The 25,877-nt window shown below is 47.4% G+C and carries 14 protein-coding genes; 4 read left to right on the top strand and 10 right to left on the bottom strand.

Annotated elements, in window-relative coordinates:
- Positions 1 to 8: 8 nt before the first annotated feature.
- Genes MJZ26_10925 through MJZ26_10895 form a run of 7 tightly spaced genes read right to left on the bottom strand, consistent with a single transcriptional unit; the run spans position 9 to position 16,620 of the window.
- On the bottom strand, positions 9 to 2,777 hold the full coding sequence (locus MJZ26_10925) for a TIGR02171 family protein (protein MCQ2106292.1): 2,769 nt from the start codon (positions 2,775 to 2,777) through the stop codon (positions 9 to 11).
- A gap of 2 nt (positions 2,778 to 2,779) precedes the next feature.
- The gene (locus MJZ26_10920; GenBank protein ID MCQ2106291.1) at positions 2,780 to 5,482 is read right to left on the bottom strand and encodes a TIGR02171 family protein; all 2,703 of its coding nucleotides are present in this window, start codon (positions 5,480 to 5,482) and stop codon (positions 2,780 to 2,782) included.
- Entirely contained in the window at positions 5,479 to 8,250 is a 2,772-nt protein-coding gene (locus MJZ26_10915; GenBank protein MCQ2106290.1) for a TIGR02171 family protein, read from the bottom strand. The genes MJZ26_10920 and MJZ26_10915 overlap by 4 nt, the downstream gene beginning before the upstream one ends.
- Positions 8,240 to 10,933, bottom strand: coding sequence for a TIGR02171 family protein (locus MJZ26_10910; GenBank protein ID MCQ2106289.1), 2,694 nt, complete (start codon positions 10,931 to 10,933; stop codon positions 8,240 to 8,242). The genes MJZ26_10915 and MJZ26_10910 overlap by 11 nt, the downstream gene beginning before the upstream one ends.
- Before the next feature lie 45 nt (positions 10,934 to 10,978).
- The gene (locus tag MJZ26_10905) at positions 10,979 to 13,801 is read right to left on the bottom strand and encodes a TIGR02171 family protein (GenBank protein MCQ2106288.1); all 2,823 of its coding nucleotides are present in this window, start codon (positions 13,799 to 13,801) and stop codon (positions 10,979 to 10,981) included.
- Between the two features lie 56 nt (positions 13,802 to 13,857).
- A complete protein-coding gene (locus MJZ26_10900; GenBank protein ID MCQ2106287.1) occupies positions 13,858 to 14,592 on the bottom strand; it encodes a hypothetical protein in 735 nt (244 codons plus the stop codon).
- A 30-nt stretch (positions 14,593 to 14,622) separates the two neighbouring features.
- Positions 14,623 to 16,620 (bottom strand): hypothetical protein, encoded by a 1,998-nt coding sequence (locus MJZ26_10895; GenBank protein MCQ2106286.1) that lies wholly within the window; start codon positions 16,618 to 16,620, stop codon positions 14,623 to 14,625.
- Positions 16,621 to 16,726: 106 nt separating this feature from the next.
- Here MJZ26_10895 and MJZ26_10890 point away from each other — a divergent pair, with 106 nt between their 5' ends.
- Entirely contained in the window at positions 16,727 to 16,918 is a 192-nt protein-coding gene (locus MJZ26_10890) for a TM2 domain-containing protein (GenBank protein MCQ2106285.1), read from the top strand.
- Here MJZ26_10890 and MJZ26_10885 read toward each other — a convergent pair.
- Positions 16,915 to 19,731, bottom strand: a complete 2,817-nt coding sequence (locus tag MJZ26_10885; protein MCQ2106284.1) for a TIGR02171 family protein — start codon at positions 19,729 to 19,731, stop codon at positions 16,915 to 16,917. The genes MJZ26_10890 and MJZ26_10885 overlap by 4 nt on opposite strands.
- 123 nt (positions 19,732 to 19,854) lie before the next feature.
- Here MJZ26_10885 and rdgB point away from each other — a divergent pair, with 123 nt between their 5' ends.
- Positions 19,855 to 20,481, top strand: a complete 627-nt coding sequence (rdgB, locus tag MJZ26_10880) for an RdgB/HAM1 family non-canonical purine NTP pyrophosphatase (protein MCQ2106283.1) — start codon at positions 19,855 to 19,857, stop codon at positions 20,479 to 20,481.
- A gap of 74 nt (positions 20,482 to 20,555) precedes the next feature.
- On the opposite strand, the gene MJZ26_10875 is transcribed toward rdgB, so the two are convergent.
- Complete coding sequence (locus tag MJZ26_10875) at positions 20,556 to 23,306, bottom strand: fibro-slime domain-containing protein (protein ID MCQ2106282.1); 2,751 nt, start codon at positions 23,304 to 23,306, stop codon at positions 20,556 to 20,558.
- Positions 23,307 to 23,490: 184 nt separating this feature from the next.
- Between MJZ26_10875 and MJZ26_10870 the strand changes: the two genes are divergently transcribed.
- The gene (locus tag MJZ26_10870) at positions 23,491 to 24,108 is read left to right on the top strand and encodes a hypothetical protein (GenBank protein ID MCQ2106281.1); all 618 of its coding nucleotides are present in this window, start codon (positions 23,491 to 23,493) and stop codon (positions 24,106 to 24,108) included.
- Positions 24,109 to 24,267: 159 nt separating this feature from the next.
- On the opposite strand, the gene MJZ26_10865 is transcribed toward MJZ26_10870, so the two are convergent.
- Positions 24,268 to 25,140 (bottom strand): DUF3078 domain-containing protein, encoded by an 873-nt coding sequence (locus tag MJZ26_10865; protein ID MCQ2106280.1) that lies wholly within the window; start codon positions 25,138 to 25,140, stop codon positions 24,268 to 24,270.
- 140 nt (positions 25,141 to 25,280) lie between these two features.
- Between MJZ26_10865 and MJZ26_10860 the strand changes: the two genes are divergently transcribed.
- Positions 25,281 to 25,787, top strand: coding sequence for a hypothetical protein (locus MJZ26_10860; protein MCQ2106279.1), 507 nt, complete (start codon positions 25,281 to 25,283; stop codon positions 25,785 to 25,787).
- Positions 25,788 to 25,877 lie beyond the last annotated feature (90 nt).

The raw sequence follows: 25,877 nt of genomic DNA, 5'->3' as shown, positions 1-25,877 counted from the left end.
CATCAAGTTTATTTCATGAGAGAATCTAGCTTATCCACCAAACGGTTGGTTACCTGTTCCGCACCTTCACAGCTTAAATGATCTCGATTAAGAGCCATATAGTCTGGATAGTCATGGTCGCCCATCTTGTATTCATCCATCAGAACAAAATGAGAGTTTTCCTTGGCTAGAGAATCCAACCACTGCAATTTCTTCTTGGCAACGCTTCTCTGCAAGCCATAAACCCCAAAGCTTCCTGTATTCTTGTATTGAGGAGCCTGCGGGAATACAATTCCAATTACGTAAATATCTCTCTTTGAGGCCATTTCCACAACCTCTTTCAATTCCTTCAATTTTCCATCAAGATACTTTTCCTGACTCGGTGTAAATACAGAATCAAAGACCACTTCAATGGGAGCCGACGTCCATGAAACAGACTCTCTACAACGACCCCCCGCTTCCGTGTAATCCTTTGTTACAAAATCATCTGCAGGCAAGCCATCTTCTACAGCCTGCAAAAAACCTTCGGGAATGGAATCCGCCCAAAAACCATGGTTAGCATCGTAAGTATAGCCAGAGCCCGCAACCATCACCAACTCCAGATGGTCCTCGTAACCACGCCATCCATCCAAATCTACAGACAAGACAATGGCCTTCAGGTTTTTCCCATGGTTCAATCCATAATTCTTGATAAAATACAGATCACGGCCAATGTCAATTCCGGAGACTCCCACATTGAGCATTTTTCTTTCCGGATACAGGTCTGGATTAAGGCCCCATTCCGTTCTGGAACTGCCTACCAGCAGAATTTCTGTTTCGTCGAAGTTTTTCCAGAACAAACCAAGCTTATGCCTATACAGAGCCTGTTCTGAATCATGGAATTCCGTCAAGTACTCGCCAGCGCTATCTAGGCTTATTCCATTAGCAGACTTATTCACAGATTTCACCCACAACGACGGATGCCAAAGTTCATCACCTTCCACAAGGGGAATAACCTTCTCTGAATCCATATCGACCAGAACGATTGTTGTATGCGCCCCGTTGCCATTTGTCAAAGTCGCCACAACTAGATTTTCTCCTCCAGCCGATTCACTGCCGACAGCCCATTCCGTATGATCAAAGCTATAGCCGGCCGGCGCAGCAACGTGCTGAACAAGGTCTCCGGTACTATCTACAACAAGAAGATTCTGATGAGTCCTGTAACTCTCGCCTACAAACTGATGTCCCGTGCGGCCTCCAAAATCCAAGAACAACGTCCGTTTCGAACCATCACGAGAAAGAGACACATTGCAAGCCTGCTCTTCGCCATACCACACCAGGTTTTCTCCGGTCTGCATAGAGCTTTCCATAAGACGAGCCCGAAGCAGTCTTGCGCCCGTCACTGCAAGAGAACCGTCCTCGCTGACTCCCCCATGGAACGATCCATCAAAAAGCTTTTGCGTTTTTCCGAACTTGCCTCCGGAGAATTTCACCTGCCAAGTGGATTTTTCCATCCATCTGGATTCCTCAGAATTCACCCCAGCGTCCGATACGTAGACGATAACCGTATCACCGTTGTCAAGAATTCTCCAGCGAGGAATGGCGGCGCTTTCTACATCAAGTTGAACCAGGTTACTGCCAGAAGCATTCAAATCTCGGACGAACAGCTTAGAAACTCCAGCAACGCCTTCCTGCTTTGAGCAAAAGGCCACACGTTTGCCGTCTGGAGAAATTTCGGGATGATAAACTTCAATAGAATCCTCGATGACAACAAAATCGTAATTTCCGCTATGGCCATCTACGAAAACAAGGTTTCCCGTTACGTCATCTCTAAAGGCGAACTTTGTCTGATAGGTTCCTGTAGCCTGACGTAAATCCGTCAGAGAGGCAACCATGTTATAATTTCCAGGCGAAGCGGTATTCTTGCCACTTAGGAAAGATGCCTTAGGAATAGAACCAAAAGCCAGGCGGAAACCCACATACTCCGCCTTCATGGAAGAAACCACAGTGTAGATATCGCCGCGACTATAGCGGAACAGATTCTTCTCGCCGTTACGGAAACTTCCGCCCTTCAAAACACGTTCACCGACACTACCTTCATTCAAGGCTCCTGCAAAGTTGGTCATTACAGTATCAGCAAAATATCCTAACCAGTCATTCACCCATTCCGACACATTACCAGCCATGTCACAAACAGGCATGCCCGAAGTATCTGCAGAGCAAACAGGATGCCGCTTGAATTCGGAATTGGAGCTGTTCCAGCTTTTTGCGGGATTCCAACTTCCCGAGGAAACCAGCATCCATTCTGCTTCTGTTGGCAGGCGATAGGCGTTCACGTCCGGTTTAAATTTCAAGTCAGAAAGACCGATGCAACGGCCTTCTTCATCATAGGAAGCCTTTCCATAGGTATAGGCTGTATCCAAGCCTTCTTCAACACTGCGTTTATTCGCATACAGAACGGCATCGAAATAGGTCACATATACCACAGGCAGGTTGGCATAATCCTCAGTATCTTTCGAGCAAAAGTCCTCACCCATTTCCCTGCAGGTAACTTCATGAATTCCTATGGAAAAGTCGTAGCCAAACTTGACCTTCATTTTCGGTTTTTCGTTAGCCTTGGCCGTTTCCTCATCGGTTCCTACATAATAGGTCGTATTCTTGGCTAAGACACGAACCATTCCCTCATGGGCCTGGTCCTGTTCTGTAGACACCTTAAATGATTCGTACGCAGAATCCTCATGAGCCGACAAGGAGCCATCGGAACTGCAACCATATAGCAGCCCTAGAATCAGCACATATAAGAATTTCAAGTTCTTCATACTTACTTCTTTAAGCTCATCAGCAAGGAATCAAGTCGTCGAGTCAACTGCTTTGCTCCTAAGCCACTAAGATGATCCGTATTAAAAGCCATTTCATCGGTATAGTCATGCAAGCCGTCCTTATTTTCGTCAAACATTACCACATCCATGGCAGCAACAGTATCAATTATAGATTTTGCTACAGAACGTTCAGCTCCATATAGGCCAAAAGCCTTCGTCTTTCGATATCCAGGGTTTTGGGGAGTGACAATGACCACCACCTTGACATCGCGAACCTTTGCATGATTGACAATGTCTCGCATCAAAATAAAGTTGGATTGGACGGTTAGATCTTCAAGCGTCACCCAGGACAAGTCATGCAAAACCTCCGCACGGCCCCACTGACCTGAAGGCATCAGGAAATCTTCCGGATCGTAATAAAGGGTAAAGGAATCAAAGGGCTTAGGACTCATGGAAACCGCATCTAGGAAAGAATCGCTCACGCCATCCTTCCAGAAATCGTGATTTTCATCGTACTTATAACCAGGAGCATTATCTAGCAAAGGTTTCAAGAATAGTTCCGGAACAGAATTGAAAAAATCAGGAGACAGTTCCACAACCACGGTCTTTAAGTTTTTGATATGATTTAGCACATAGTGCAAGAAAAGATAATGGGCACTGGGAATATCACCCGAAGAGAAGCCCATGTTCAAGGCTCTTTCAGATTTAATGGCTCGATCATCTATACCAAACAAGACTCTGGAACTTCCAAGAATCACAGCCGTTACGGAATCCTTTCGCAACCAGAATCTCTCCATTTTTTCACGAAGTTCTAGTCCATAGAACGGAACCTTTGACGTATAATAAACACCAGCGCTGTCAAAATCCAAGGTGGAGCCCTGTCCATCTGACGACGAGGACATGTGCTGAATCCACATGCAGGGATGCCAAAGTTCGTCGCCATCTACAAGAGCAGTAACGCTACTATCCTGCAAGTTAACGACGGCGATTTTTTCATGGTTCATGGCCGAGCTAGCCAAGGAAACAATAACTTTTGTGCTATCAACCCATTCGCTATGGTCAAAGGTATAGCCATCCGGAGCAGAGATGCTTTGAACCAATTTGCCCGTGCTATCGGCAATCAACAAACGTTTATGGGTAATGTATTTTTCGCCAACAAACGTTTGCCCTGTCTTGCCGGCAAAATCAAGGAACAACGTTCTCTTTGACATGTCCTTGGAAAGTGAAGCATTACAAGCCTGTTCTCCGTTATACCACACCTCATCTTTCCCCTTCACGCGAGCCCTTAGCAATCGGGCCCCGGAAATAGCCAGTCGGTCATCTGCAGATATGCCATCGTGATAGGCACCATCAAACAATTTCTCGGGGCTGCCAAACTTTCCATTTTCAAATTTAACCTGCCAGGTGGATTTTTTAGCAAAATCAACATCGTTGGTATTTACACCGGCGTCGGAAACATACACAATAACGGTATCGCCATTAGGCAACACACGCCATCGTGGTATGGCGGCACTTTTCACATCCAGTTTTACAAGCCCAGTACCTCGGACACTCAAGTCACGAACATAAACCTGGGATGTTCCACCTGCTCCTTCAAACTTGGTGCAGAAAGCCACCTTCCTGCCATTGGGTGAAATTTCAGGATGATAGACCTCTATACTATCAGTAATTTCCATTACCGTTGATGCACCGCCAGAGAAATCGATATAGGATAGATTTCCTGTCACATCGTTCCTAAACGCCAGTTTCAGTCTGTAGGTTCCTATCAACTGCTTTATCTCGGAAGCATTCACCAGAGGGAAGACCCTGCTGTTTCCGGCGAGGCCATCCCGCCCAAGCCACGTAACATCGGGAATCTTTCCAAAGGCAAGCCTAAAGCCAACGTAGTCTGCCTTCATAGATGAAATAACGGTATAGATATCACCACGACTGTAAAGCTTTATATTTTCAGGAGAATCCCTATAGCTACCACCCTTTAAGACCCTTTCCCCCACAAGGCCTCCATCAGGAGCGCCGCCATAATTGCTTATGGTTGTATCACGAAGCTGGCCAAGCCAATCGTTCACCCATTCCTTTACGTTTCCAGACAAATCACAGAAACCGGCGGTTGTCGTGCCGTTGGAGCAAACCCTGTGAGTTCTGTATTCCGAGTTTTCCGAGTTCCAGCCATTCTGAGGATTCCAGTCATGCTTTGCGGCAAGCAGCCATTCTGCTTCCGTAGGCAAACGGTATGCCTCTGCTCCGGGATTGAAGGCAAAACCAACCAATCCAACACAATGGCCTTCGTTGTCATATTCCGCACTGGTATACACGTATGCTGTATCAAAGCCCTCAGCCTTGCTTCTCTCATTTGCTACAAGAACCGCATCAAAGTAGGTCACATTCACAGCAGGCTGCTCGTCATCTCGACATGAAAAATTTTCCAGGTACTTTTGGACTTCGCCACACGTAACTTCATGTTTTCCTAAATAGAAGTCATAGGAAAACTCCACCTTCATGGAGGGACGATCCTTAAGTGAAGACTCTTTGTCCTTGGTTCCAAGGATTACGTTTCTGCCGCTAGCACTAATCAACAGCATTCCAGAATGTTCTTGGCTTTCCTCCGCCAAAAGTAATTCCCCGTATGCAGCGTCAGAATAGTCGCAGGAAACAAGGCCCATGACAACAAGCATCAGCATAAAGAGAGCTACACAACGAATCTTCATCGGCGAGCCTCCTTCACTGCATGAATAAGCGAATCTATTTTGGCGGAAATTTCCATGCCGCCCAGGTAATTCAAATGATCAAAGTCAAAAGCCATGGAATCCGGATACAGATGCATTCCCATCTTGTTTTCATCCATCACAACGAAGTTTGCATTATCTGCATCCAGGTCCGAAATTCGTTCAAGAAGCTTCTCTGCAAGTGAACGACGCATGCCATGTCTGCCAAAGGCTCCCGTTGTTGCGTAATAAGGGCTTTGCGGGAACACAACACCGATCACCAAAACATCTTTTTTCTTTGATTTTTCAATAATGGACTCCAATTGAGCCAAGGCATCCTCGTAGACACTCGTTGAATCGCTCCAAGTGGAATCGGCTACGAAAATATTTGGATTCATGCCACCCGACGTCCAGGACATATCGCCCGGAACAGGAAGCCAACCCATGAAGTTTTGCAAATCGGACAAGGCCAAATTAGATTCAATCAGGCCTTTACTGATAGAAATGATTTCCTTGCGATCGTTTTCTTCCCAAACTTCATGCTTTGCATCATAGGCATATCCAGGGAAAGCCAAAGTATTCTTCTGAAGATTCACTCCGGATGTTTCATTCCACAGGTCAAGATCCAAGCTTAAGACTATAACCTCCAAATTTGGGCAATAGTTAAGCACGTAATGTTCAATCAAGTAATTCGAGACATCCATATCCGACGGAATTGCCGCCATATTGAATGCCGGCCCATACGTAATGGCGCTTGGAGCAAAGGCCGTGCTGACTCGAGACGACCCTACCGCGACAACCTTTAACGAATCACTATGAGCCCAGAAGATGTTCATTTTGGAAGACAACAGGGGATCCGAAGGCTTTTCAAAATAGATGGCAGCACTATCCAGATTCAGCTTCAAATTCAATCCAGCATAAATGGATTTTTCCTTCCACAGGCAGGGATGCCACAATTCATCGCCATCCAACAGTTCCATAACACTACTGTCGGCCAGATCCACCAATGCAATTTTCCCGTGCGCGCCATCCGAATTTGTCAAGGAAACAACAGCAAAACGTCCTCCCATAGAATCTGCTAAAGTTTCATCAACAACCCATTCTGAATGATCAAAGGTATACCCCTCTGGAGAAGGCACCGACATAATCAGGTTTCCTGAACTGTCTGCCATAAACAAGCGGCCATGCGTCCGGTAATCAGTCCCCACAAATTCCTTTCCCGTCTTCCCCGCAAAATCAAGGAACAGTGTCCTATTGAGACCATCCTTAGACAAGGAAACGTTGCAAGCCTGTTCACCACCATACCAAAGGGTGTCCTTTTGGTTTACCCTCGCCCTCAGTAGCCTTGCCCCAGATACGGCAAGGTTTCCCGACTGACTGACACCACCATGGAACGCACCGTCAAAGATTTTCTCAGGAACGCCAAACTTCCCTTCGCTGAATTTTACACGCCAGGTATTTCCCCTAGCAAAGGCAGCTCCATCCTTGTTATTGGAAGTGCTATCTACATAGACGATTACAGTATCGCCATCTGGCATAACGTACCAGCGAGGAATCGCCGCACTTTCCGCATCCAGTTTCACCAGGCCAGAACCTTCCCTATCCAGATTTCGAACATAAAGTTGGGATTTTCCTCCCACGCCTTCATATCGCGTACTAAAGGCAACTCGATTTCCATCGGGAGAAATTTCTGGATGATACACTTCCAAGGAGTCCTGTATTTCTACGACAGACATGGATCCATCAAAATTATCCAAATAAGCGAGATTTCCGGACACATCGTTTCTAAAGGCAAGCTTTATACGGCTTGTTCCTAATTTTCTGCGAATGTCAGCAGAACTAACCTGGACAACATATCGGCTTTCCGTCGTTTTTCCATCAGAACTCATCCAAGAAGGATTGGGAATAGCACCTACAGCAAGACGGAAACCCACATAGTCAGCCCTGGTGGAAGAGGTTACCGTATAAACATCTCCCCGAGCATGCAAGGTTGTCGCGTCGGGAGCATTTAAATAGCTACCACCCTTAATGACACGTTCTCCCTGGGAGCCTCCATCGGGCGCACCGAGAAAATCGACCAGGGTGGTATCCTTGAAGGTGCCCAACCAATCGTTTACCCACTCCATCACATTTCCTGTCATGTCGCAGATTTCACTTTCTTCTTCGGCAGAGCAGACATCATGGGTGCTAGACATGGAATTTTCGAGATTCCACCCTTTCGAAGGATCCCAGTTTTGTGAAGCAACCAAAACCCATTCAGCCTCCGTAGGCAAGCGGAAACCTTGACTTTCCGGGATGAACTTAAGTCCTTCCAAAGATGTACAATGCCCCTCCGCATCAAACGTTGCAGAAGCATAGGAATAAGCGGAATCCTTTTTTTCAGCTTTACTTTTTTCATTGGAAAAAAGGACCGCGTCGTAATAGGTTACATTCACGACAGGAAGAGAATCCTTTTGGCAAGGCACTTCCATCCGGAACGTTTTCATCAGCGTTTTAAATGCGCCACAAGTTACTTCTGTACGTGAAATGGAAAAATCGTAATCGAAGGCAATCTCCATTTCGGGACGTTCGCTGGCCTTGGCCTTTTCACTATTGGTTCCAAGAGTTATCGTCTTTCCAACAGCATTGATTAACAAAAAATCCTGTTTTACTGTATTTTCAGAATCTTCTTTTGAAGGAGTCTCTGGCGGCGGGTTGCTGGAGCTTCCGTCATCACCGCAGGCGGCTAAAAAAACAAGAAAGGCAATGGATGTAAGCAATCTACTTTTCATCAAGGTCCTTTAAGAATTTATCTAGCCGTTCAGTGTATTGTTTTGCCCCTAAATAGCTCAAGTGAACTGCATTATAGGCCATTTCATCGGTATAGTCGTGCAGGCCATCCTTATTCTCATCAAAAATAGAAATATCCATTCCGCGAATTGTATCCATCATGGTTGCAGTCACAGTCCTGCTGGGCCCATAGATGCCAAAAGACCCCGTTTTGGCATATTTTGGATTTCGGGGTGTCACATTCATAAACAGTTTTACCCCCAGGGAATCGGCAATGTTCTTGAGATCCTGCAAAATCGAAAGATTAGCCTGAACATTTTCGTTATCCATAGACATGGATGTTGTATCCACAAGTACATCATAATTCAGCCAGGATCGGGATGGCAGCAAGAAATTGTCGTCAATATATTCCGAAACAAAGCCATCTTCTGGATAAATCGCGTCCTGGGCCAGGCTAGACACAGTCTTGAACTGTTCCGGATGAATTTCGTCATACACAAAACCAGGGGATTTTTCGTAAAGTTCCTTCCAAAAATCATCCCTTTCACGATACATGAATCCAGGTGTCAATTCAAGAGATACAACCTTCAGCTTCTTTGCATAAGGATACACATAATGCTTGAGTAGATAGGCAAAACAATGAATATCGCCTAGAGTGAAAGCCATGTTTAAGGCCTTATAGGTCTTTATGTTCTTTTCATCAATGGAATTTAAAGTCATGGAGCTACCAAAAGCGACATACTCCAGATTTTCATAACTTGTCCAGAAACGAGACATCTTGATGCCCAGCTCTATAGAAGACGATTCAAAGGCAGAAGGTTTTAATGGAGAATAGTAAACGCCTGCACTATCCAGATTTACATCACCATCCTGCTGAAAATCATAGGATTTCCAGAAAGACGGATGCCACAATTCGTCGCCTTCCACAAGCTCCAGGACATCTCCGCTTTCAACATCTATCAAGGCAATCTTTTCGTGAGCGCCATTTACATTGGTTAGCGATGTCACGGCAAAACGTTCTTCAGCATCCTTTTTTTGCACGTTGCCTAAAGCCCATTCCGAATGGTCAAAGGTATAGCCCTCGGGAGAAGCTACAGAACCTATCAATTTTCCAACACTGTCGGCCAATAGCAAGCGGCCATGGGTTTTGTAATCCTCGCCCACAAAGTCATGGCCTTTCTTTCCGCCAAAGTCAAGGAACAATGTGCGACTATGCCCATCATTGGACAGCGACACATTGCAAGCCTGTTCGCCATCATACCATAATTTCTCTTTTCCCGATACACGAGCCCTTAAAAGTCTGGCTCCTGTTACGGCAAGCGAACCATCGGAATTAACACCTCCATGATAATTGCCAGCGAATAATTTTTCAGGCTTGCCAAACTTCCCCCCGCTAAACTTTACCTGCCAGGTGTGTTTATCCAGGAAATCCCCGTCGTTTTTATTATTTCCGGAATCATCTACATAAACAATCACAGTATCGCCATTCGCCGTAACCCGCCAACGGGGAATGGCAGCGCTTTCCACATCCAGCTTCACCAGGCCTGATCCGTTCTTATCCAGGTTTCGAACATACAGTTGCGACGTTCCACCAACGCCTTCGTACTTAGAGCTAAAGGCAACACGTCCCCCGTCAGGAGAAATCTCAGGATGGTAAACATCCAGGGTATCGCGAATTTCAGTCATCACAACATCCCCTGCAAAATACCTTACAAAAACAAGGTTTCCGGAGACGTCATTTCTAAAAGCCAGCTTCATCTTGCTCTTACCAATCATGGTCTGGATTGCCGAACCATTCGCCAAGAGCGATACTCGCCCTTCTATAATTCCACCATCTCGACCAATCAGGGACATGTCAGGAATAGAGCCCAAAGCCAGACGGAATCCAACATAATTAGCTCGAGTCGAAGATGTTACCGTATACACATCCCCGCGAGAATACAACTTCATTGATTCAGGGGATATTCGGAAGCTTCCGCCCTTTAGAATTCGTTCCCCTAGGGAACCTCCATCAGGAGCTCCGCCAAAGTTACTGATAGTGGTATCCTTAAAAGGACCCATCCAGTCATTAACCCATTCCATCACATTGCCCGCCATATCGCAAACGGCCGAAGCTTTAGGCGTCGAACAAATCCTATGGGCAGTCATTTTAGCATTATTCTTATTCCAGGCATCCTTTGGATTCCAATCCAGGCCCGCCGTCAAAACCCATTCAGCTTCCGTTGGCAAACGGAAAGAATTTATTGCAGGATTTAATCTAAAACCTTCCATGGAAACACAATGACCATCTTCATCCAGAACAAGGCTTCGATAGGTATAAGCCGTATCCAGTTCGTACGTCTTGCTCATTTCATTGGCGTAGAGTACCGCATCGAAGAAAGTCACGTTTGCAACAGGCAGGGAATCTTCATCGCAGGGAAGGTCCTTCACACGATCTCCCATCAGCGACCTGAACTCTCCACAGGTGGTTTCATGGGAGGCAATGGAGAAATCGTAATCGAACTTCACCGTCATCAAAGGGCGCTCGCTGGCCCTGGCCTTGCTGTCATTCGTTCCAAGATTTACTTCTTTTCCCTTGGATTTTACAGAAACAAAATCCGCATAAGTACGGTCGGGTTTCGTTTCTACAGGAGAATCTTCAGGCGAAGAGGCAATAGAACTGGAATCATCGCTACAAGCGATCATCAAAAGGTAACATACCAACACGAACCAATTTGTCGATTTCAAATGTCACCTCTCTTCCGCAGAAATGCGGCCTTCCAAAGTCTGAATTAGTGAATCCAGACGAGACGTAAACTTCACGGCGCCCATCGTATTCAAGTGATCATAATCATGGGACAGGTCATCCCCGTAATCATGGTTTCCAAAATGGTTTTCATCAAACAGAATAAAGTTTTCTGTGGAATCTGCCTGGACCTTGATACGATCATAAATCTTATAGGCGCAGGATCTTCTCATTCCATGTCGACTATAGGCTCCCGTATTTTGATAATAGGGGCTGATTGGAGTCACCGAGCCAATTACAGTAATGTGATGTTCCTTGGCAATCTGGATAAATTCATCCAGTGCAGCCAAATCATCTTCGTAAGTTAAGGGATCATCGCTCCATGTGGAATCACTGAGAATTTCCACAGAATGATCGTCGCCTACAGACCAGCCTATGTAGTAATTTTGATGGACAAAACCCTTTGATGACTGAATGCTATTGTAGATTCCATCCTTCACCACGGAAGTCTTGACTTTTTCAAGGAATTCCTCAGAAACCCCTTCTGACCAGTAGCCATGATTTGCGTCATAGGCAAATCCAGGAGCGTCTCCAATGTTCAAGTCAATATCTCGGTTTGCGTCCTTAGCATCCCACAAATCAAAGTCCAATCCTAGAATCACATATTTCAGCTTGGGGCAAAAGCGAACTAGATAATTCTTGAAAAGGAATAAATTCACATGCATATCGCTTGGCATGGTTGCCGCATTCAAGGATTGCATTTTCATTCTTGACGCACAAAAACTTGCAGCCATGTGGGAATTTCCAAGGCCAACTATTTCAAGCATATCTGCCATTCTCCACAGCATCTCCATCCTATAAGAAAGATGATGGCTAGCTGAAATACTTGAATAATAGACACCTGCGCTATCCCGGAATGCGGCAGCATGTTCTGCAACGGTATCAATCGGTTCCACCCAAAGATTGGGATGCCACAATTCATCACCCAGAACAAGAGTTGTAATGGAACCATTCTCAGAATTCACCAGAACAATCCGTTCGTGAGCGCCTTCAGAATTGACCAAGGTCGCTACAGCATTATCTCCGCGAGAAACCCACTCAGAATGATCAAAAGTCAAGGCTGAAGGTGCAGAAATCGACTGCACCAATTTTCCTGTGCTATCCGCAATAAACAAGCGTTCGTGCGTTCGGTAGGATTTCCCTACAAAGTCTCGGCCCGTCTTTCCCGCAAAATCAAGGAACAAGGTTTGGTTCAAGCCATCTTGGGATAAAGAAACATTGCATGCCTGTTCCCCATTATACCAAACCTCATGAGAGCCATTTCTATAGGCACGCAAGCGACGAGCCCCCGTTACTGCAATATTCCGTTCCAGGTCAACGCCCCCGTGATAAGCCCCCTCGAACAGCTTTTGAGGCGATCCGAATTTACCCCCTTCAAAAGAAACCATCCAAGTGGACTGTTCCAGGAAGGAACTCTCATTTTCATTATTCCCTGCACTTGACACAAAGACTATGACCGTATCGCCTTTTTCTGTAATCCGCCAACGAGGTATCGCGGCACCTTTCACATCAAGAACAATTAAGCCGCTACCCTTTTCATCCAGGTGTCTTACGTAAATTTTTGAACTGGTCCCAACGCCTTCTAGCCCTGTACAGAATGCGACATAACGGCCATCCGGCGAAATTTCCGGATGGTAGGAATCAATGGTATCCCTGATTTCAATAACAGTAGGAGTCCCGTCCTGATAATCTATAAAAGCCAAATTTCCGGTAACATCATTACGAAAGGCTAACTTTGCAGAATAAGCCTTCGTCAGGTTCTTTACCTCCGAACCACTTGCTACAGGAGTAATTCTGTAGTTAACAGCCTGGCCATCGGCCCCAATCCAAACAGCATCGGGAATTGCACCTATGGCCAAACGAAAGCCCACATAATCAGCCCTAGAGGACGATACAACCGCATAAACATCTCCACGATTGAATAGATTAATCGCATCCGAAGGATTGCGGAAACTTCCTCCCTTTACAACTCTTTGACCAAGGTTGCCTCCATCCGGAGCTCCTGCATAATTGGTAACCGAGGTTTCCTTAAAGGAGCCTAACCAATCATTCATCCACTCCATTACATTGCCGGCCATGTCGCAGAAAACATTTGACGAGTCAGACACATCCTGTGCAGTACATATCTTGTGTCGTACATTCTTTGAGTTTTCCAAAGTCCATCCATCGGAGGGATTCCAATGGCCCTGGGCAACATAGGTCCATTCGGCTTCCGTAGGCAAGCGAACGCCTATAGCCTCATTACGGAAAGAGAAATCTTCTAACGAGGTACAATGCCCCTCCTGATCATACTTCGCAGAAGTGTAGGAATACACGGTATCAAGTTTGAGCTTTTTGCTATAGGCATTGGCAAAGAGAACCGCATCATAAAAAGAAATGTTCGTTACAGGAAGAGAATCGTTTTCACAACCGTCCACGTTTTCTGCCTGGGATAGATCCCGGTACTCTCCGCAAGACACCTCATGAACACCTAGATAAAAATCGTAACTAAAATCCACCTGCATCTGGGGGCGTTCAATGGCTTTGGCATTTTCATTGAATGTTCCTAGCTTTACACTCTTGCCCTGCGATTCTACAAAAGCAAATCCTGGAATCATTTCTACGGAATCAAGTTCCCTAGATGAAGACGACTTTGTATCTTCAGTAAGAGCAGACGAACTGTAAAGTTCTTCTCCATTTGAAGAAGAACTTTTATCGTCTCCACATGCCGTCAAGAATGCAAAAAAAACACTTACGGCAAGCGATTTTTTTAAACAGGAATAGCCCAATTTTTCTCCTACTGAACACTCTTTCAAAAGATAGAATTATTCAGCATTCAAGGCCATTACAAACGATCTGGCAAACGACTTTTCGCAATCTTCTGGTTGGTAGAAATCCCCGGATATTCAGGAAAGAAATCCTCGGCAACACGATACCAGGTCAAGGCCTTTCGAACGTCAGAATCCAAGTACAGATTTCCTATGTCAAAGGCAGCCAAGCCCATAAATTGTGCAGAAGTCAAAGGCTTAAATTCCATCCCGGTCCAAGGACCATTTTCGTACTTTTGGCGGTATTCCTCATCTTTGTAAGAATGTCCCCGACGATTGGGTTCCAAATTTATGGATTCTTTCGAATCACCATTGCCGCCATACCGTAAAAATACATGTCCCGGAAGTAGAACTGTATTTAGGGCAATGCCTCGAGATTCAGCAACCATCATGGCAAGCCAGGAAAGCCCCATGCAGCCAGACTTTTTCGTTTGCAAGACCTGCAAGGGTAAAATGGATTCCCGCGAAACGGCGGCCTCCCCTGCGCCAGCAAATTCAATATTCCAGAATTCCCATAAAAGAGACTTCAACGCCCCCAAAGTATCATTTGTTACAGACAACGTAGAATCATAAAAGACAAGTCCCCTATTCCATTCGTCAATGGAATCAAGGCAATTCAAGGGACGTTCCTCAAAACCACAGGCCATGTCACGATAACTGACCTTGCCACCAAAGCCACCCCATAAGGCATACAGCGCCCCCACTGCCATGAGGAACAATACTACGGGAACAAGCTTTTTCAACAGTTTCATTTTGTAAGTGGAGAAGCCTCAAGCCATAATCTAGCGAAGAGCATCCCATTCCATGGGAGACTGCCAGAAATCTCTTGCGGTCATCATATAGATAACCAGGCGCTTGCTCTGCATGTCCTTTTTCATCTTCATCATACGGCTGCGAACGCCAGGGCCGCCGCCCCAGCTAGTAACAACCTGTACGTCAAGGCCTGTAGCATAAGCCAGCAAGGAGCCAGGGCCACCGCTTTTCTGGTCAACGCTTTCAAACACGCCTGTAAAGGAATCACCCATCAGGAGGATCGGAGCATTCTTGCCACCCTTGTAGGCTTCGGTACCCTTGTAAACCTTCATCACATCGAGGGTATCCGCAGGATACTTCGACTTTTCAGCATCCGGCAAATGGGCAACCAGGTCGCCTTCACGCAGAGTCTTCGTTTCCTGAAGGTTCAGGCTACCGGGCTGTGCTCCGGACTCCTCATACCAGGAATACTGCGTCACGCGGCTGGCCAGCTGTTCCATGGCAGCAAGCATGCCAGGCAACGCCCAGTGGGTATCGTAACGCTGGTAGCTGTAACGAGTTCCTTCATCGCCTGCCTTGGCAGCCATCAGCGCCGGATATACATCCAGCACATCAATTCCCGCGGCAAGCATTTCACGGACGAATTCATGCCCGGCAGTAGCTACGCACAAGTCAGAAGCTGTTCCCGGCACCATTTTTTCCGCATAGATTTCTTCCTTCACAGGAACAGGAACCACAAGCAGCTGCACTCCGATAGAATCCAGATACTGCTTCAGTTCCAGCATGCGGGGCAGCGGATTATGAAGGCTGTCCTGACCGCTGATCTTGTCTGCCAGCAGGTAGTTGGCATTACGGCGGAACCAAAGCATTCCATTTTCAGACCAGGCATTCTGTTCCTTTGGAAGCTTAGCCATGCGTGTGGCCAACTCCTTCTGGAACTTTACCGTAGCGTCATTGGACGGGCAAGATCCCTCCAGCGATTTCAACGTTTCCAGGCGGAAGGTGGAACTTGTATCAAGATGACGATCCACAGGAACAACCTCGCCATTGGCGGCAAGGGAATCCGCCACAGCCTTGGCTCTCAAGGCCTCCTCGCTCATTCGGAACTCAGGAACCTCGAACGCAATCCACATTGGTTCGCCCATGGGATTTCCACGCATCACAGCAAAAGGCTTGTTACCTTCCCAGGGGGCTCCCGCTGTATGGGGCTCCAAGTCCGTGTTCAAAGTAGGATACCAGTATGAGGATAGTGTCCTAGCCCAGTTCTGGGCTTCATCCAAGTTCATCTCCCCCGTCAAGTAGAAATTCAATATTTCTGCGGTTTCTCCGGTTGATGTCAATCGAAGCTTTCCGTAAAAGACATTGCGACCAGTCCATTGCGCAGGAAGAACTTCCACCCACCAGTCAATAGCATTAGAACCGGCTTTGGGATTGCTGGACGGAACGCCCCACAAACGGGTTACATTTTGGAAACTGCGGAACACCTCCGGTTCATCCCACTTTACTGCCTCTACGCTATTGATCAAAGTCGCCAAAGAATCTGACCCCGTCTGAGCATAAAGAACCTTTGAGAAGGGTTCCCATGCCACGGGATGCAATCTCGCGACAGCCTTGGGTTCATATTCCGTCAAGGAATCCAGCATGGCGAAAGGATACTGAGCAAGTTTAGCATCCTTCATTTTCCCGGCATAATTTTCCGGAGTTTCATCCTTGCCCGCCATGCGTATGGGGTTGAAATAATAGGCTGCAAAATCCAGGGCGGCAAGTGTCGGCTTATCCACCACACGGACCTGCTTATTCTTATCAACGGCCTTCAATTCAAAAATGGTCACCGGGGCAGACGGTGCCTCATACCGAGGCATATCCGCGGGAACTGCGTTTGCAGCACGCATTTCCGCGACAGCCGGAGGAACAGCCCCCGAATTCTCACTATTACTGCTACCGGCACAAGCCAATAAACCAAGGGAAAGGACTGATGCGGCAAAAGCCGATCCAATCTTAAAATAATTCGCCTTAAACTTTTTCATATTCACCACAAGAATATAAAAACTTCTATTTCCCGGTAACAAAAAAGGCTAAACAAAGTGTTTCACAAACGCAAACTTTTTATATTGTAGAATAAAGGAGGCGTCTATGCCTGCAGTTGGTGAACACAATAAATGGATCGCTTTGGCCCTTTGTATCCTTCTTGGATACCTTGGCATTCATCGCTTTTACGAGGGCAAAATCTGGACAGGCATTCTTTGGCTCTGCACAGGCGGCCTTTGTGGCGTGGGCATCGTCATTGATGCAATCCTCATCGTCATGAAGCCCGAAAAATACTAATCCAGCAATTTATGCAACAGGGAATCCACCTTGGCAGTGAGCCTTGTGGCCCCCTCATAAGACAGATGATCCGTATTGAGGGCCATGGTTTCATCATAATCATGGGCTCCCATCTCATTTTCATCCAAAACAGCAAAATTACCGTATTTGCCAGTCAAGGCGTCAAGCCTTTCCATAACATGAACAACTGTTGAGCGGGTCGGTCCATAGCGCCCCCACGAGCCGGTACTTGCATACTCCGGATTCTGCGGGAACACAACACCCACTACAATGACATTCCGTTCTGCAGCAGCCCTTAAGAAATCCTCCAGCAAAATAAACTGCCATTCAATAAGGACAGGATCCTTTTCCGCCCAGGAGGAATCCATTTCAACCAAGGGAGTCCCCCAGGATTCCGCTCCATTCCTTTTATACCCTAGGGAACTTGCATATATTTCCATTGTGCTGGGAGATGCAGGATAGGCATTCGACACCGCCTTGACAAAGCCCTTGGGCAAACCATCTTTCCAGAAACCATGATTGGAATCATAATTGTATCCAGGCATACCTCCAAAGACAAGCTCTGTATAACCTGTTAAATTCTGCCATAGATCAAAATCCAGCGAAATCACTACAGCCTTTATCTTGGACAGGTGATTAAATCCATAATTACGCGTTACATACACAGAGGCATTCATGTCATTTGCAGGATGCCCCATATTCAGGCAAAAACCCGAAGTTATCTCACGGGAAACAAGGCCGTCTTCCATACGGGAACTTCCTACAGCCAGAATTTCGATGGAATCCTTGTATTCCCAGAACATTCCCATTTTAGCACGAAGTACCTCATGGAACCATTCTCCACCTTCCCTAAAATAGGCGCCAGCGCTATCCGGGTCAAACTCAAGTTTTTCGTCATCTTCTATATCGCTATGATTTTCCGCCCATAAGCTGGGGTGCCATAGTTCATCGCCATCCACAAGTTCCACTATGCTACTGTCAGCCAAGTTTACCAATGCAATCTTAGAATGGGCGCCATTCACGTTAGACAAGGACACCACCGCAAAGTTGTCGTTTTCATACCCCACGATCCATTCACTATGATCAAAGCTAAAGCCTCGCGGAGACCCAACGCTTTGAATCAGTTTTCCGTTGCTATCCGCAATAAACAACCGCTGATGCACACCATATTTTTCACCAACAAAGGACCTTCCCGGTTTTCCACCGAAATCAAGGAACAAGGTTTTCTTGGAAAAAGGCGCCAAGGACACATTACAAGCCTGTTCACCATCATACAGTATTGAATCCTTTCCCTCACGACTGATTCGGAGAAGAGGCGAGCCTGTTACAGCAAACTTCTTATCGTTGGAAATGCCTCCATGGAAACTACCATCCAGAATTTTTTGAGGCGTTCCAAATTTACCGTTGGCAAAGGTTACCAGCCACGTGGACTTTTCCTTGAAGGATACCTCCACCTTATTGCTACCGGCATCTGAAACATATACAACAACGGTATCCCCATTATTCAATACACGCCAGCGAGGAATAGCGGCGCTTGCTACATCAAGGCCCACCCTGTTTGTTCCTGCGGAATCCAAATGTCTTACATATAGCGATGACTGACCGCTTTCGCCTTCATACTTGGTACTAAAGGCAACCCACTTGCCATCTGGAGAAATCTCCGGATGATAGCAATCAAGGGTATCTCGAATTTCAATTACCGAAAGATTGCCTCCTGCAAAATCCACAAAGGAGATATTCCCAGTCAGGTCATTTCTAAAGGCCAGCTTAGAATGATAGGTTCCGAGCATAGACGACATTTCAGACACAGACGTCTTGACAAGCGTGCGGCTAGTGCTTGCGTTACCTTTACCATCCATCCAGCTGGCCTTCTTTACCTTGCCAAGAGCAAGACGGAAACCAACATAACCAGCCTTGGTTGCAGATGTTACCGTGTAGACATCACCACGGCTAAACAGATTGATGGAGGAAATGTCATTCCTGAAGCTACCGCCTTTTACCACGCGTTCCCCAAAGGAGCCGCCATCCGGAGCACCCATGTAGTTCTGTACAGATGTATCCTGTAAGCTACCCTTCCAGTCATTCACCCATTCCATCACGTTTCCTGCAAAGTCACAGAAAGACTGGCCTCCGGATTTTTTTGAACAGACCTTGTGTCGCTCATAGTCAGAATTTCCGTTATTCCAGCTATTGGATACGTTCCATTCCTGGCCCGCAACAAAAACCCATTCCGCTTCAGAGGGCAAGCGGAAACCTTCTACCGAATTCAAGAAATTCAGTTTTCCAAGTCCCGTGCAATTATGTTTTTCATCAAAGGTTGCCGATGTGTAAGTGTAGGCGGTATCAAGGCCTTCCTGTTTACTACGGGCGTTGGCATAAAGGACAGCATCATAATAGGAAACATTGGATACCGGCAGAGAATCATTGTCACATTCATCCTGCAAGCCTGTTTCCTTCTTCATCAGCTTGTTGAATTCCCCGCAGGTAACCTCATGGACACCCATGTAGAAATCATAGTCGAAAGTAACCGCCATTTTCGGGCGGTCCGAGGCCTTGGCGCTTTCCTCGTCCGTTCCTAGGTATGTCTTTTTGCCGGAAGCAAAAACCTTGGCCATTCCAGTCAAGGAATCCAAAGAGACTTCGCTTGAGGACACCTCTTCCCCAGAGGAACCGATTGACGACGAGGAATCAAGTTTCTCTGACGATGAACTGGAATCCAAGAACTCCTGGCTTGACGAGGATTCTTCCTCCACAGCAGAGCTGCTTCCTTCATCGGAACAGCCCAAAAGCAGCGTCAATAAAACCGTTGACACAACAAAAGCAATCTGTCTGCAGAGGGATGTTTTCACAAAAAGGAAAATAGTTTATTTATTGGCTTTTTCCAAAAAAACTATTTTTTACCAGAAAGGATTTAAACAATTTCTGGAAGAAGCACCATGAAACATCTGTTTGTTATCGCAACCGGAAGCGCAGGCAAGATTCGAGACTTCGCCCACATTCTTGGAACCGAGCACTACGAATTCAAGACACTTAAGGACATCGGCTTTGATGGAGACATTGTCGAAGACGGAGATTCCTTTGCTGCCAACGCCATTATCAAGTCCAGCGTTACCGCCCAATGGCTTGCCGACCGCGGCATCGAGGCAACAGTCCTCGCCGACGACTCCGGCCTGGAAGTCTTCGCCATCAACAGTGAACCCGGCATTTACAGCGCACGCTATGCCGGAGGCCATGGCGATGACGACGCAAACAACAACAAGCTTCTCGCCAAACTCGAGGGCATTACCGACCGTGCCGCCCGCTATTTCTGCGCCCTATCCTACCAGCAGGTCATTCCTGCTGCCGACGGCAAGCTTACCGTAACCGCCCCGAAAATCTACGAAGGGGAATGCCGCGGCTCCATCAACCACGCTCCTGTCGGCGACATGGGCTTTGGCTACGACCCGCTGTTCGTTCCCAATGGAGAAACCCGCACTTTCGCCCAGATGGAGCTGGAAGAAAAGAAGGTCATCAGCCACCGCGGAAACGCAATCAGAGCCCTTTACAAGGACTTGAACAAGTAACCTAAGCGTCTGCCATCATACAAGAAAACCCCGGCTAAATAGCCGGGGTTCTTAATTTTATACGCCCTTGAAGCTTACTTAGTGCGACGATAGCCGCGACGGTAGGTTTCGAAGGTTCTGATGTAACGGTCGGTCATCAAGGTCGGAGAAGAACCGTTCACCATGTAGCAGTGCTTGTATTCGTCCTTAACGATGGTCACCTGATAGATGTAGGGGCCGGTGGCAAGGAGACGACCGCTCTGTGCAACAGGATACATCTTGAGGGTTACGAGCATTGCACCAGAAGAACCATAGAGGTTATAGGAGTTACCAAATTCGTCGTTGCAAATACCGGTCTGCTGGCCAAGTCCCTTTTCGAACTGTTCCTTGGTCACAACCTGCTGGTACTGGCTGACGAAGTTACCCAGGTGGTCAAACACGCGGATATTGGCGCGGAAAGGACCTGTGGTTACGAAAGACCAGCTGGGGCAGCTTTCCTTGCCGCCAACACTGAAGCAGGTACCTGCAGCGGTAGCCTGACCTGCGGACATTGCGGAACCACCAGGAACGACACCGTTTTCATCAGGAGTAGAATACTTCTTGACGTCTTCGTCGCTAAGGGTCCCCGGGTCTGCACCAGGAATAGCCGGAAGCGGGGTAAAGAACAGGTCTGCAGTAGCGTTCAGGTCGAGGCCATCGCTACCAGCCTTTTCGGTAAGAGCATTAGCCTTTTCGCTAAAGTCCGGGCGGTTAATGGTTGTATCAGGCGGAACCACTTCGATAACCGGTTCTGCGGTAAAGATTACAGAAGCCCAGTCAGCAGGAGCATCCGGGAAACCAGCCACAGGCTTACCAGAGGAAGACTTAATCTGGAAGCTGGTCTTCTTGTTCCAAGCCAGCAATTCGTTCCAAACATCGACACCCACGGTAGCAACGTAGGCAGCCTTCAGAGATTCATCACCGGCAATGCCTTCGTCGAAGGGGAAGTTGAATGCCATCTGGTCAGAGCCAAGAATGCCGGATTCAATCACATTACCGCTAGCATCCATAAGAACACCGGACATCTGGTAAAGGATACCTGCAGCACCCTTGTTCACCGGTTCCTGCATGTTATTAACGTAGTAACCATAGACTTCGGTCTTGGTAAGCACGGTACCATCGGGGTTATACTGAACATTGCCAGCAGCATCCTTCACCGGAACCTGACGCATCACCAGGATAGAAGGTTCGCCCTTGGAAACCATGGACTGAACAACAGTCGGATCGAGAGAGGTGTTCAGCAACATGCTGGTAACCTGCACACCATTTTCGTCAACCTTGACAGTCACGTCGTTCACAGCCGGCTGACCGAAACGAGAGGGAGCAAGTTCAGAAAGGGAGCTACGGATACGGAGGTTGGAACCATCGGTCTGACGGTCAGCATAGAAGAAGTGGAGATAATGCCAGGAGTCGTGCTTCCAGGTACCATCTGCATCAAGCTTATCGGCGCAGGCAACTGCCAGAGGATCGCCGGGGCGGCAACCATGGCCCATGCTGGAAAGGTAGTCCATGTCAGCAGTACCGGCAGCAGCAAGGTGAGTACCACCAAGGTCCACAGCAAGCACACCGTCAACGTAGATCCACATGTCATCGTCACCGGTGAACTTAAAGACTTCGCTCTGGCCCTTCTTGTACTTGAACTTGGCGTAACCCATCATGGTAAAGCCGTAATTACGGAGGTGACGGAGACCAAGGAGACCTCCCTTTTCTGCAGCGGCTACTGCAGCATTGGGATTTCTCGGACCACCGGCAGTCTTCCATGCGTTACAGAGGGAAGCGGTGTTGTCGCCCTTAAAGTCGGTCTGGGAGGAAGCGTAACGATAATCGTAGGGAGGGCAGAAAATGGACAGGGACTGGGGACCGATCTGGTTACCGAACTGGCCATCCTTCTTGGAGCCCAACCACTGGAAGTTTCCGTCTTCGGAAATGGAGTCCATGGGGAAGTAACCACCGTTGTTCCAGTTCTTGTCGATTTCGTAATACTTGGGATCTGCCGGGTCCTGATCCAAAAGCATGTTTGCCTGGATTGTAGTGTTCACACCCGGAACATCGGAATACCACTGTTCAAAATACTGGTTATCGCAAGCATAACGGTTTCTCTTGATAACCGGATTAATCATATCCAGGAAATAGTCGTCGGCAGCATCCGGATCGGCAGGGAATTCAAGTGTCTGCTGCACCATGCCCGGAGTCACGTACACAATCTGGGACCAGCTGTGTTCGCTACAAATCTTGCCACCGCACTTCTTGCTCTGGTCGTCGGTATTGAGACCCCAGCTAGCGGTATTGGCAGTACAAAGGTCCTGAACCAGGCCACGCATCACCTTAAGGCCAAGGGGGTTCAGCTTAGGATCGGCAACACAGTTCTTGAATTCGCCGTACCAGGCATAGCTGCTGGAATTCACAAGGTTGGTAATGTATTCGGGGGTCGTAGACATCACGCCAATGGAAGAGGCCACATCATGAGGATAATCTACGCCACTAATGGCAATACCAAGGTGCGGGGTCTGGGTGTTACCGCAGCCGAAGTTTGCATAGCCTTCAGTAGTACGACGGGTATTCCATTCAACGTTATCGCCGTAGCCAGCAATCCAGGAGTTCGGGTTGGCACCATTCTTACCGGAGAACTTACTATAGTAAGCTTCTTCCTGGAAGTTTTCAAAGTCCGGATGGGTTACCGGGAAGTCACGAATAACAATATCCAGTTCCTTCTGATTTTCTGCGGGCAAAGCCTGGGCGGACACCACCCCAGCCAAGCCAACCACCGCGGCAGAAAGAGCTACACGCTTAAAACGATCCTTTTTCATAAAAACCAATCTCCACCTGTGCACAGGTTATAAATATTCAAAGCTAAATATACTCCATTTTGGGCTATTTAAGAAATTTTATTTTTGAAAAAACTATGTAAAAAAAGCCCTTTGCCAAATTTGCGTGACCCAAAACATTGATTTTACGCCCAAAATTCCGTCAAAAATGCTAAATAATAGGTCTATGTCAGCCTCCAGCATATTTACCATTATAATAGAGCTCATCCTGTTGAGGGTCATCTGGCTCAAGATCAAGGCAGCCAGCACCCGCAACGAAAGTTTCAAACAACTACCCCTGAAAGACCAGCTGGCCGTACTCAAGGAGTGCCTGCTGAACAATCCTACGGAAATCAACCTACAAAACCTCAAGGATTTCGCCCAACGGGCCTCCTTGGACCTGGAGGTGGAGTCTTACCGCCCCTTCATGAAGAGGCAGTTGGAACTGAGCAAGGCTCAAAACGCCCTGGCAGAAGACAATGAACTTTTCGCCGAAGAGGCACGCTGGCTAGACCAAATCCAGCCACTGGAATTTGCGGAGGGGCAAGCGGCCCTCCAACTAGGAGACCTGGAACGTTTCATCAAATGCAGTCTCGAGGGAATCGCCCAGCTGTACTCGGACCAGGCAATCACGGATCATCTGGAGACACTTCTCCCCCACTATCCCAAGGCAGCCAGCCTTCTGGAAGAATACCGCAAGCTTGTAGAACTGCGGGAATCCTCCGGAGCCGACGAGGAATCCCTGGCGAAGCTCCGCAAGGCGAAGGAATGCTGGGAAAACAATCTGCTCAGCATTCAGGAATAGGACGTTACGATCATCTTCTTTCAATGAAAAACGGCTGGTTTTCGCCAGCCGTTGATTTTTCATTTGTGAACAAAATGCCCGGCTAGTATGCCGGGCATTTTTTGAGAGCGAGGGCAACGCGTAGGTTCTTTTACTAACGTGCAGCCCGAGCGGTCTATATTAGAACATGCGCCAGGTCAGACCGAAGAGAACCATGGTCTTGTACTGAGCGTCTTCATCCTGGTCGATGTCGTAAGCCATTTCGTAGCCAACCTGGAGTTCAACAGCCGGAGCCAGGCTAACGGTCAGGAGGTTTTCCCACTTGCCATCAATTTCTTCGACGCCTTCGAAGTTGACGAAAGCCCACAGACGGCTGTGGAAGCTAACGATGTCAGAGAAGGAATACTTAACTTCGGTAACAGATTCCAGACCCGGTTCGTCCTTCAGCTTTTCGAACTTGTCGGTATCCGGATCGTCGGCATAACCGTAACCGTTGGAAATGGTCATACGGTTTGCAAAACCAATACGCTGGCTAAAGATGTCGTTAGGAATGTAGGCAAGACCAGCAACCTGGGTTTCGTATGCAGGATCCATGAAGCTAGAGATATCCTTCTTGACTTCGTTGCCATCTTCGTCTTCGCTATAGGCGTAGCCCAGAAGCATCTGGGTTTCGAAGCGGTTGCCAACGTAAGGCTTGAGAACTTCGGTCATATTGAAGTCCAGCATGGATTCCCAGAACAGGCGGTCAGAGGACTTACGCTTGCCAAGACCTTCGGTCCAGGTCTGTCCCAAGTCGATATCAACAAGGTTACGCCAGTTAGCGATCTTCCACTTGCCCTGGACGTCTGCATCAAAGGTAACCAGCCAAGTGTAGTTGGAGGTTCCGTCCTGCTGCCAGTTGTTGAAGCTGTAGTAGTTGTACTTAACACCAGCGACTACATCAGCGGTCCAGTTTTCGGGAAGGGCACCTTCGAACATGCCACCTTCGGCCATAGCGGGAACAGCAAATGCGCAAGCGGCGGCGCAAGCCATAAGAAGAGATTTTACCTTCATAGTATATCCTTTATTTGTTCAGGGTTCAGCCTGTTTGTAAATCTAATAGAAAGATAGGAATATTTAATATCCAGTCAAATAGACTTAACCAGTCAACCCCGTATTGAGTGATAATATTCACACGATGCTATATTTAGGGCATGACCTGTTGCTGTCTTAGACGTGTTCTAGTAGCGTTGGCTTTTGCCACCGCCTGTTTCGCCAGTGAAAGCCCCTGGCGATTCGAAGCCGGATTTGGCGCACGCAACACAACCCCGGTCGTCGTTGTTGCAGGCATCAGCTACAACGACTTTGGACTGCGCCTGCAAGGACTTGGCATGCACCATGGTTCCAACGACTATTGGTGCGGCATTCGAGGATCCCTACTTTGGACTTTCTTTGGAGACCTGCCTTTCAACTTTGACGTTGGCATCGGCGGAGGTTACGAGTATGCGGAAGCCCCCAACAAAATGCACCAGGCAATCAACCAGGCCAATGGTGGAATTATCGTATATCCATACAACTTCAAGGAAAATCTAGACGTCTCCCTGGAAATCTGGACGCACCTTTACGGTTTTTACACACAAATTAGTGTTCCCGCCTATCTGTTCAAGGAGCACGACGTACCAAGCCTTCTCTGGGGCGCCGGATACACAATAAGATTCTAATTCAATGTATTATGTAAAAACAAAAAGTCCTCGGCTATGATGTGAACCCCGAAAGTTGGACACAACTTTCGGGGTTTTCATGTATAAAGA

It is taken from the genome of Fibrobacter sp. (assembly GCA_024398965.1).
Lineage (GTDB): Bacteria > Fibrobacterota > Fibrobacteria > Fibrobacterales > Fibrobacteraceae > Fibrobacter.
Note: the sequence above shows the minus strand (reverse complement) of the source record. Positions and strands in the feature narration are given on the sequence as shown.

Excerpts from the sequence above, each read along its gene's own strand:
- MJZ26_10900 (MCQ2106287.1), bottom strand. The coding sequence starts at position 14,592 with ATGAAACTGTTGAAAAAGCTTGTTCCCGTAGTATTGTTCCTCATGGCA.
- MJZ26_10860 (MCQ2106279.1), top strand. The coding sequence starts at position 25,281 with ATGACCTGTTGCTGTCTTAGACGTGTTCTAGTAGCGTTGGCTTTTGCC.
- MJZ26_10915 (MCQ2106290.1), bottom strand. The coding sequence starts at position 8,250 with ATGAAAAGTAGATTGCTTACATCCATTGCCTTTCTTGTTTTTTTAGCC.
- MJZ26_10870 (MCQ2106281.1), top strand. The coding sequence starts at position 23,491 with ATGTCAGCCTCCAGCATATTTACCATTATAATAGAGCTCATCCTGTTG.
- MJZ26_10920 (MCQ2106291.1), bottom strand. The coding sequence starts at position 5,482 with ATGAAGATTCGTTGTGTAGCTCTCTTTATGCTGATGCTTGTTGTCATG.
- MJZ26_10925 (MCQ2106292.1), bottom strand. The coding sequence starts at position 2,777 with ATGAAGAACTTGAAATTCTTATATGTGCTGATTCTAGGGCTGCTATAT.
- MJZ26_10890 (MCQ2106285.1), top strand. The coding sequence starts at position 16,727 with ATGCCTGCAGTTGGTGAACACAATAAATGGATCGCTTTGGCCCTTTGT.
- MJZ26_10910 (MCQ2106289.1), bottom strand. The coding sequence starts at position 10,933 with ATGATCGCTTGTAGCGATGATTCCAGTTCTATTGCCTCTTCGCCTGAA.
- MJZ26_10875 (MCQ2106282.1), bottom strand. The coding sequence starts at position 23,306 with ATGAAAAAGGATCGTTTTAAGCGTGTAGCTCTTTCTGCCGCGGTGGTT.
- MJZ26_10865 (MCQ2106280.1), bottom strand. The coding sequence starts at position 25,140 with ATGAAGGTAAAATCTCTTCTTATGGCTTGCGCCGCCGCTTGCGCATTT.
- MJZ26_10895 (MCQ2106286.1), bottom strand. The coding sequence starts at position 16,620 with ATGAAAAAGTTTAAGGCGAATTATTTTAAGATTGGATCGGCTTTTGCC.
- rdgB (MCQ2106283.1), top strand. The coding sequence starts at position 19,855 with ATGAAACATCTGTTTGTTATCGCAACCGGAAGCGCAGGCAAGATTCGA.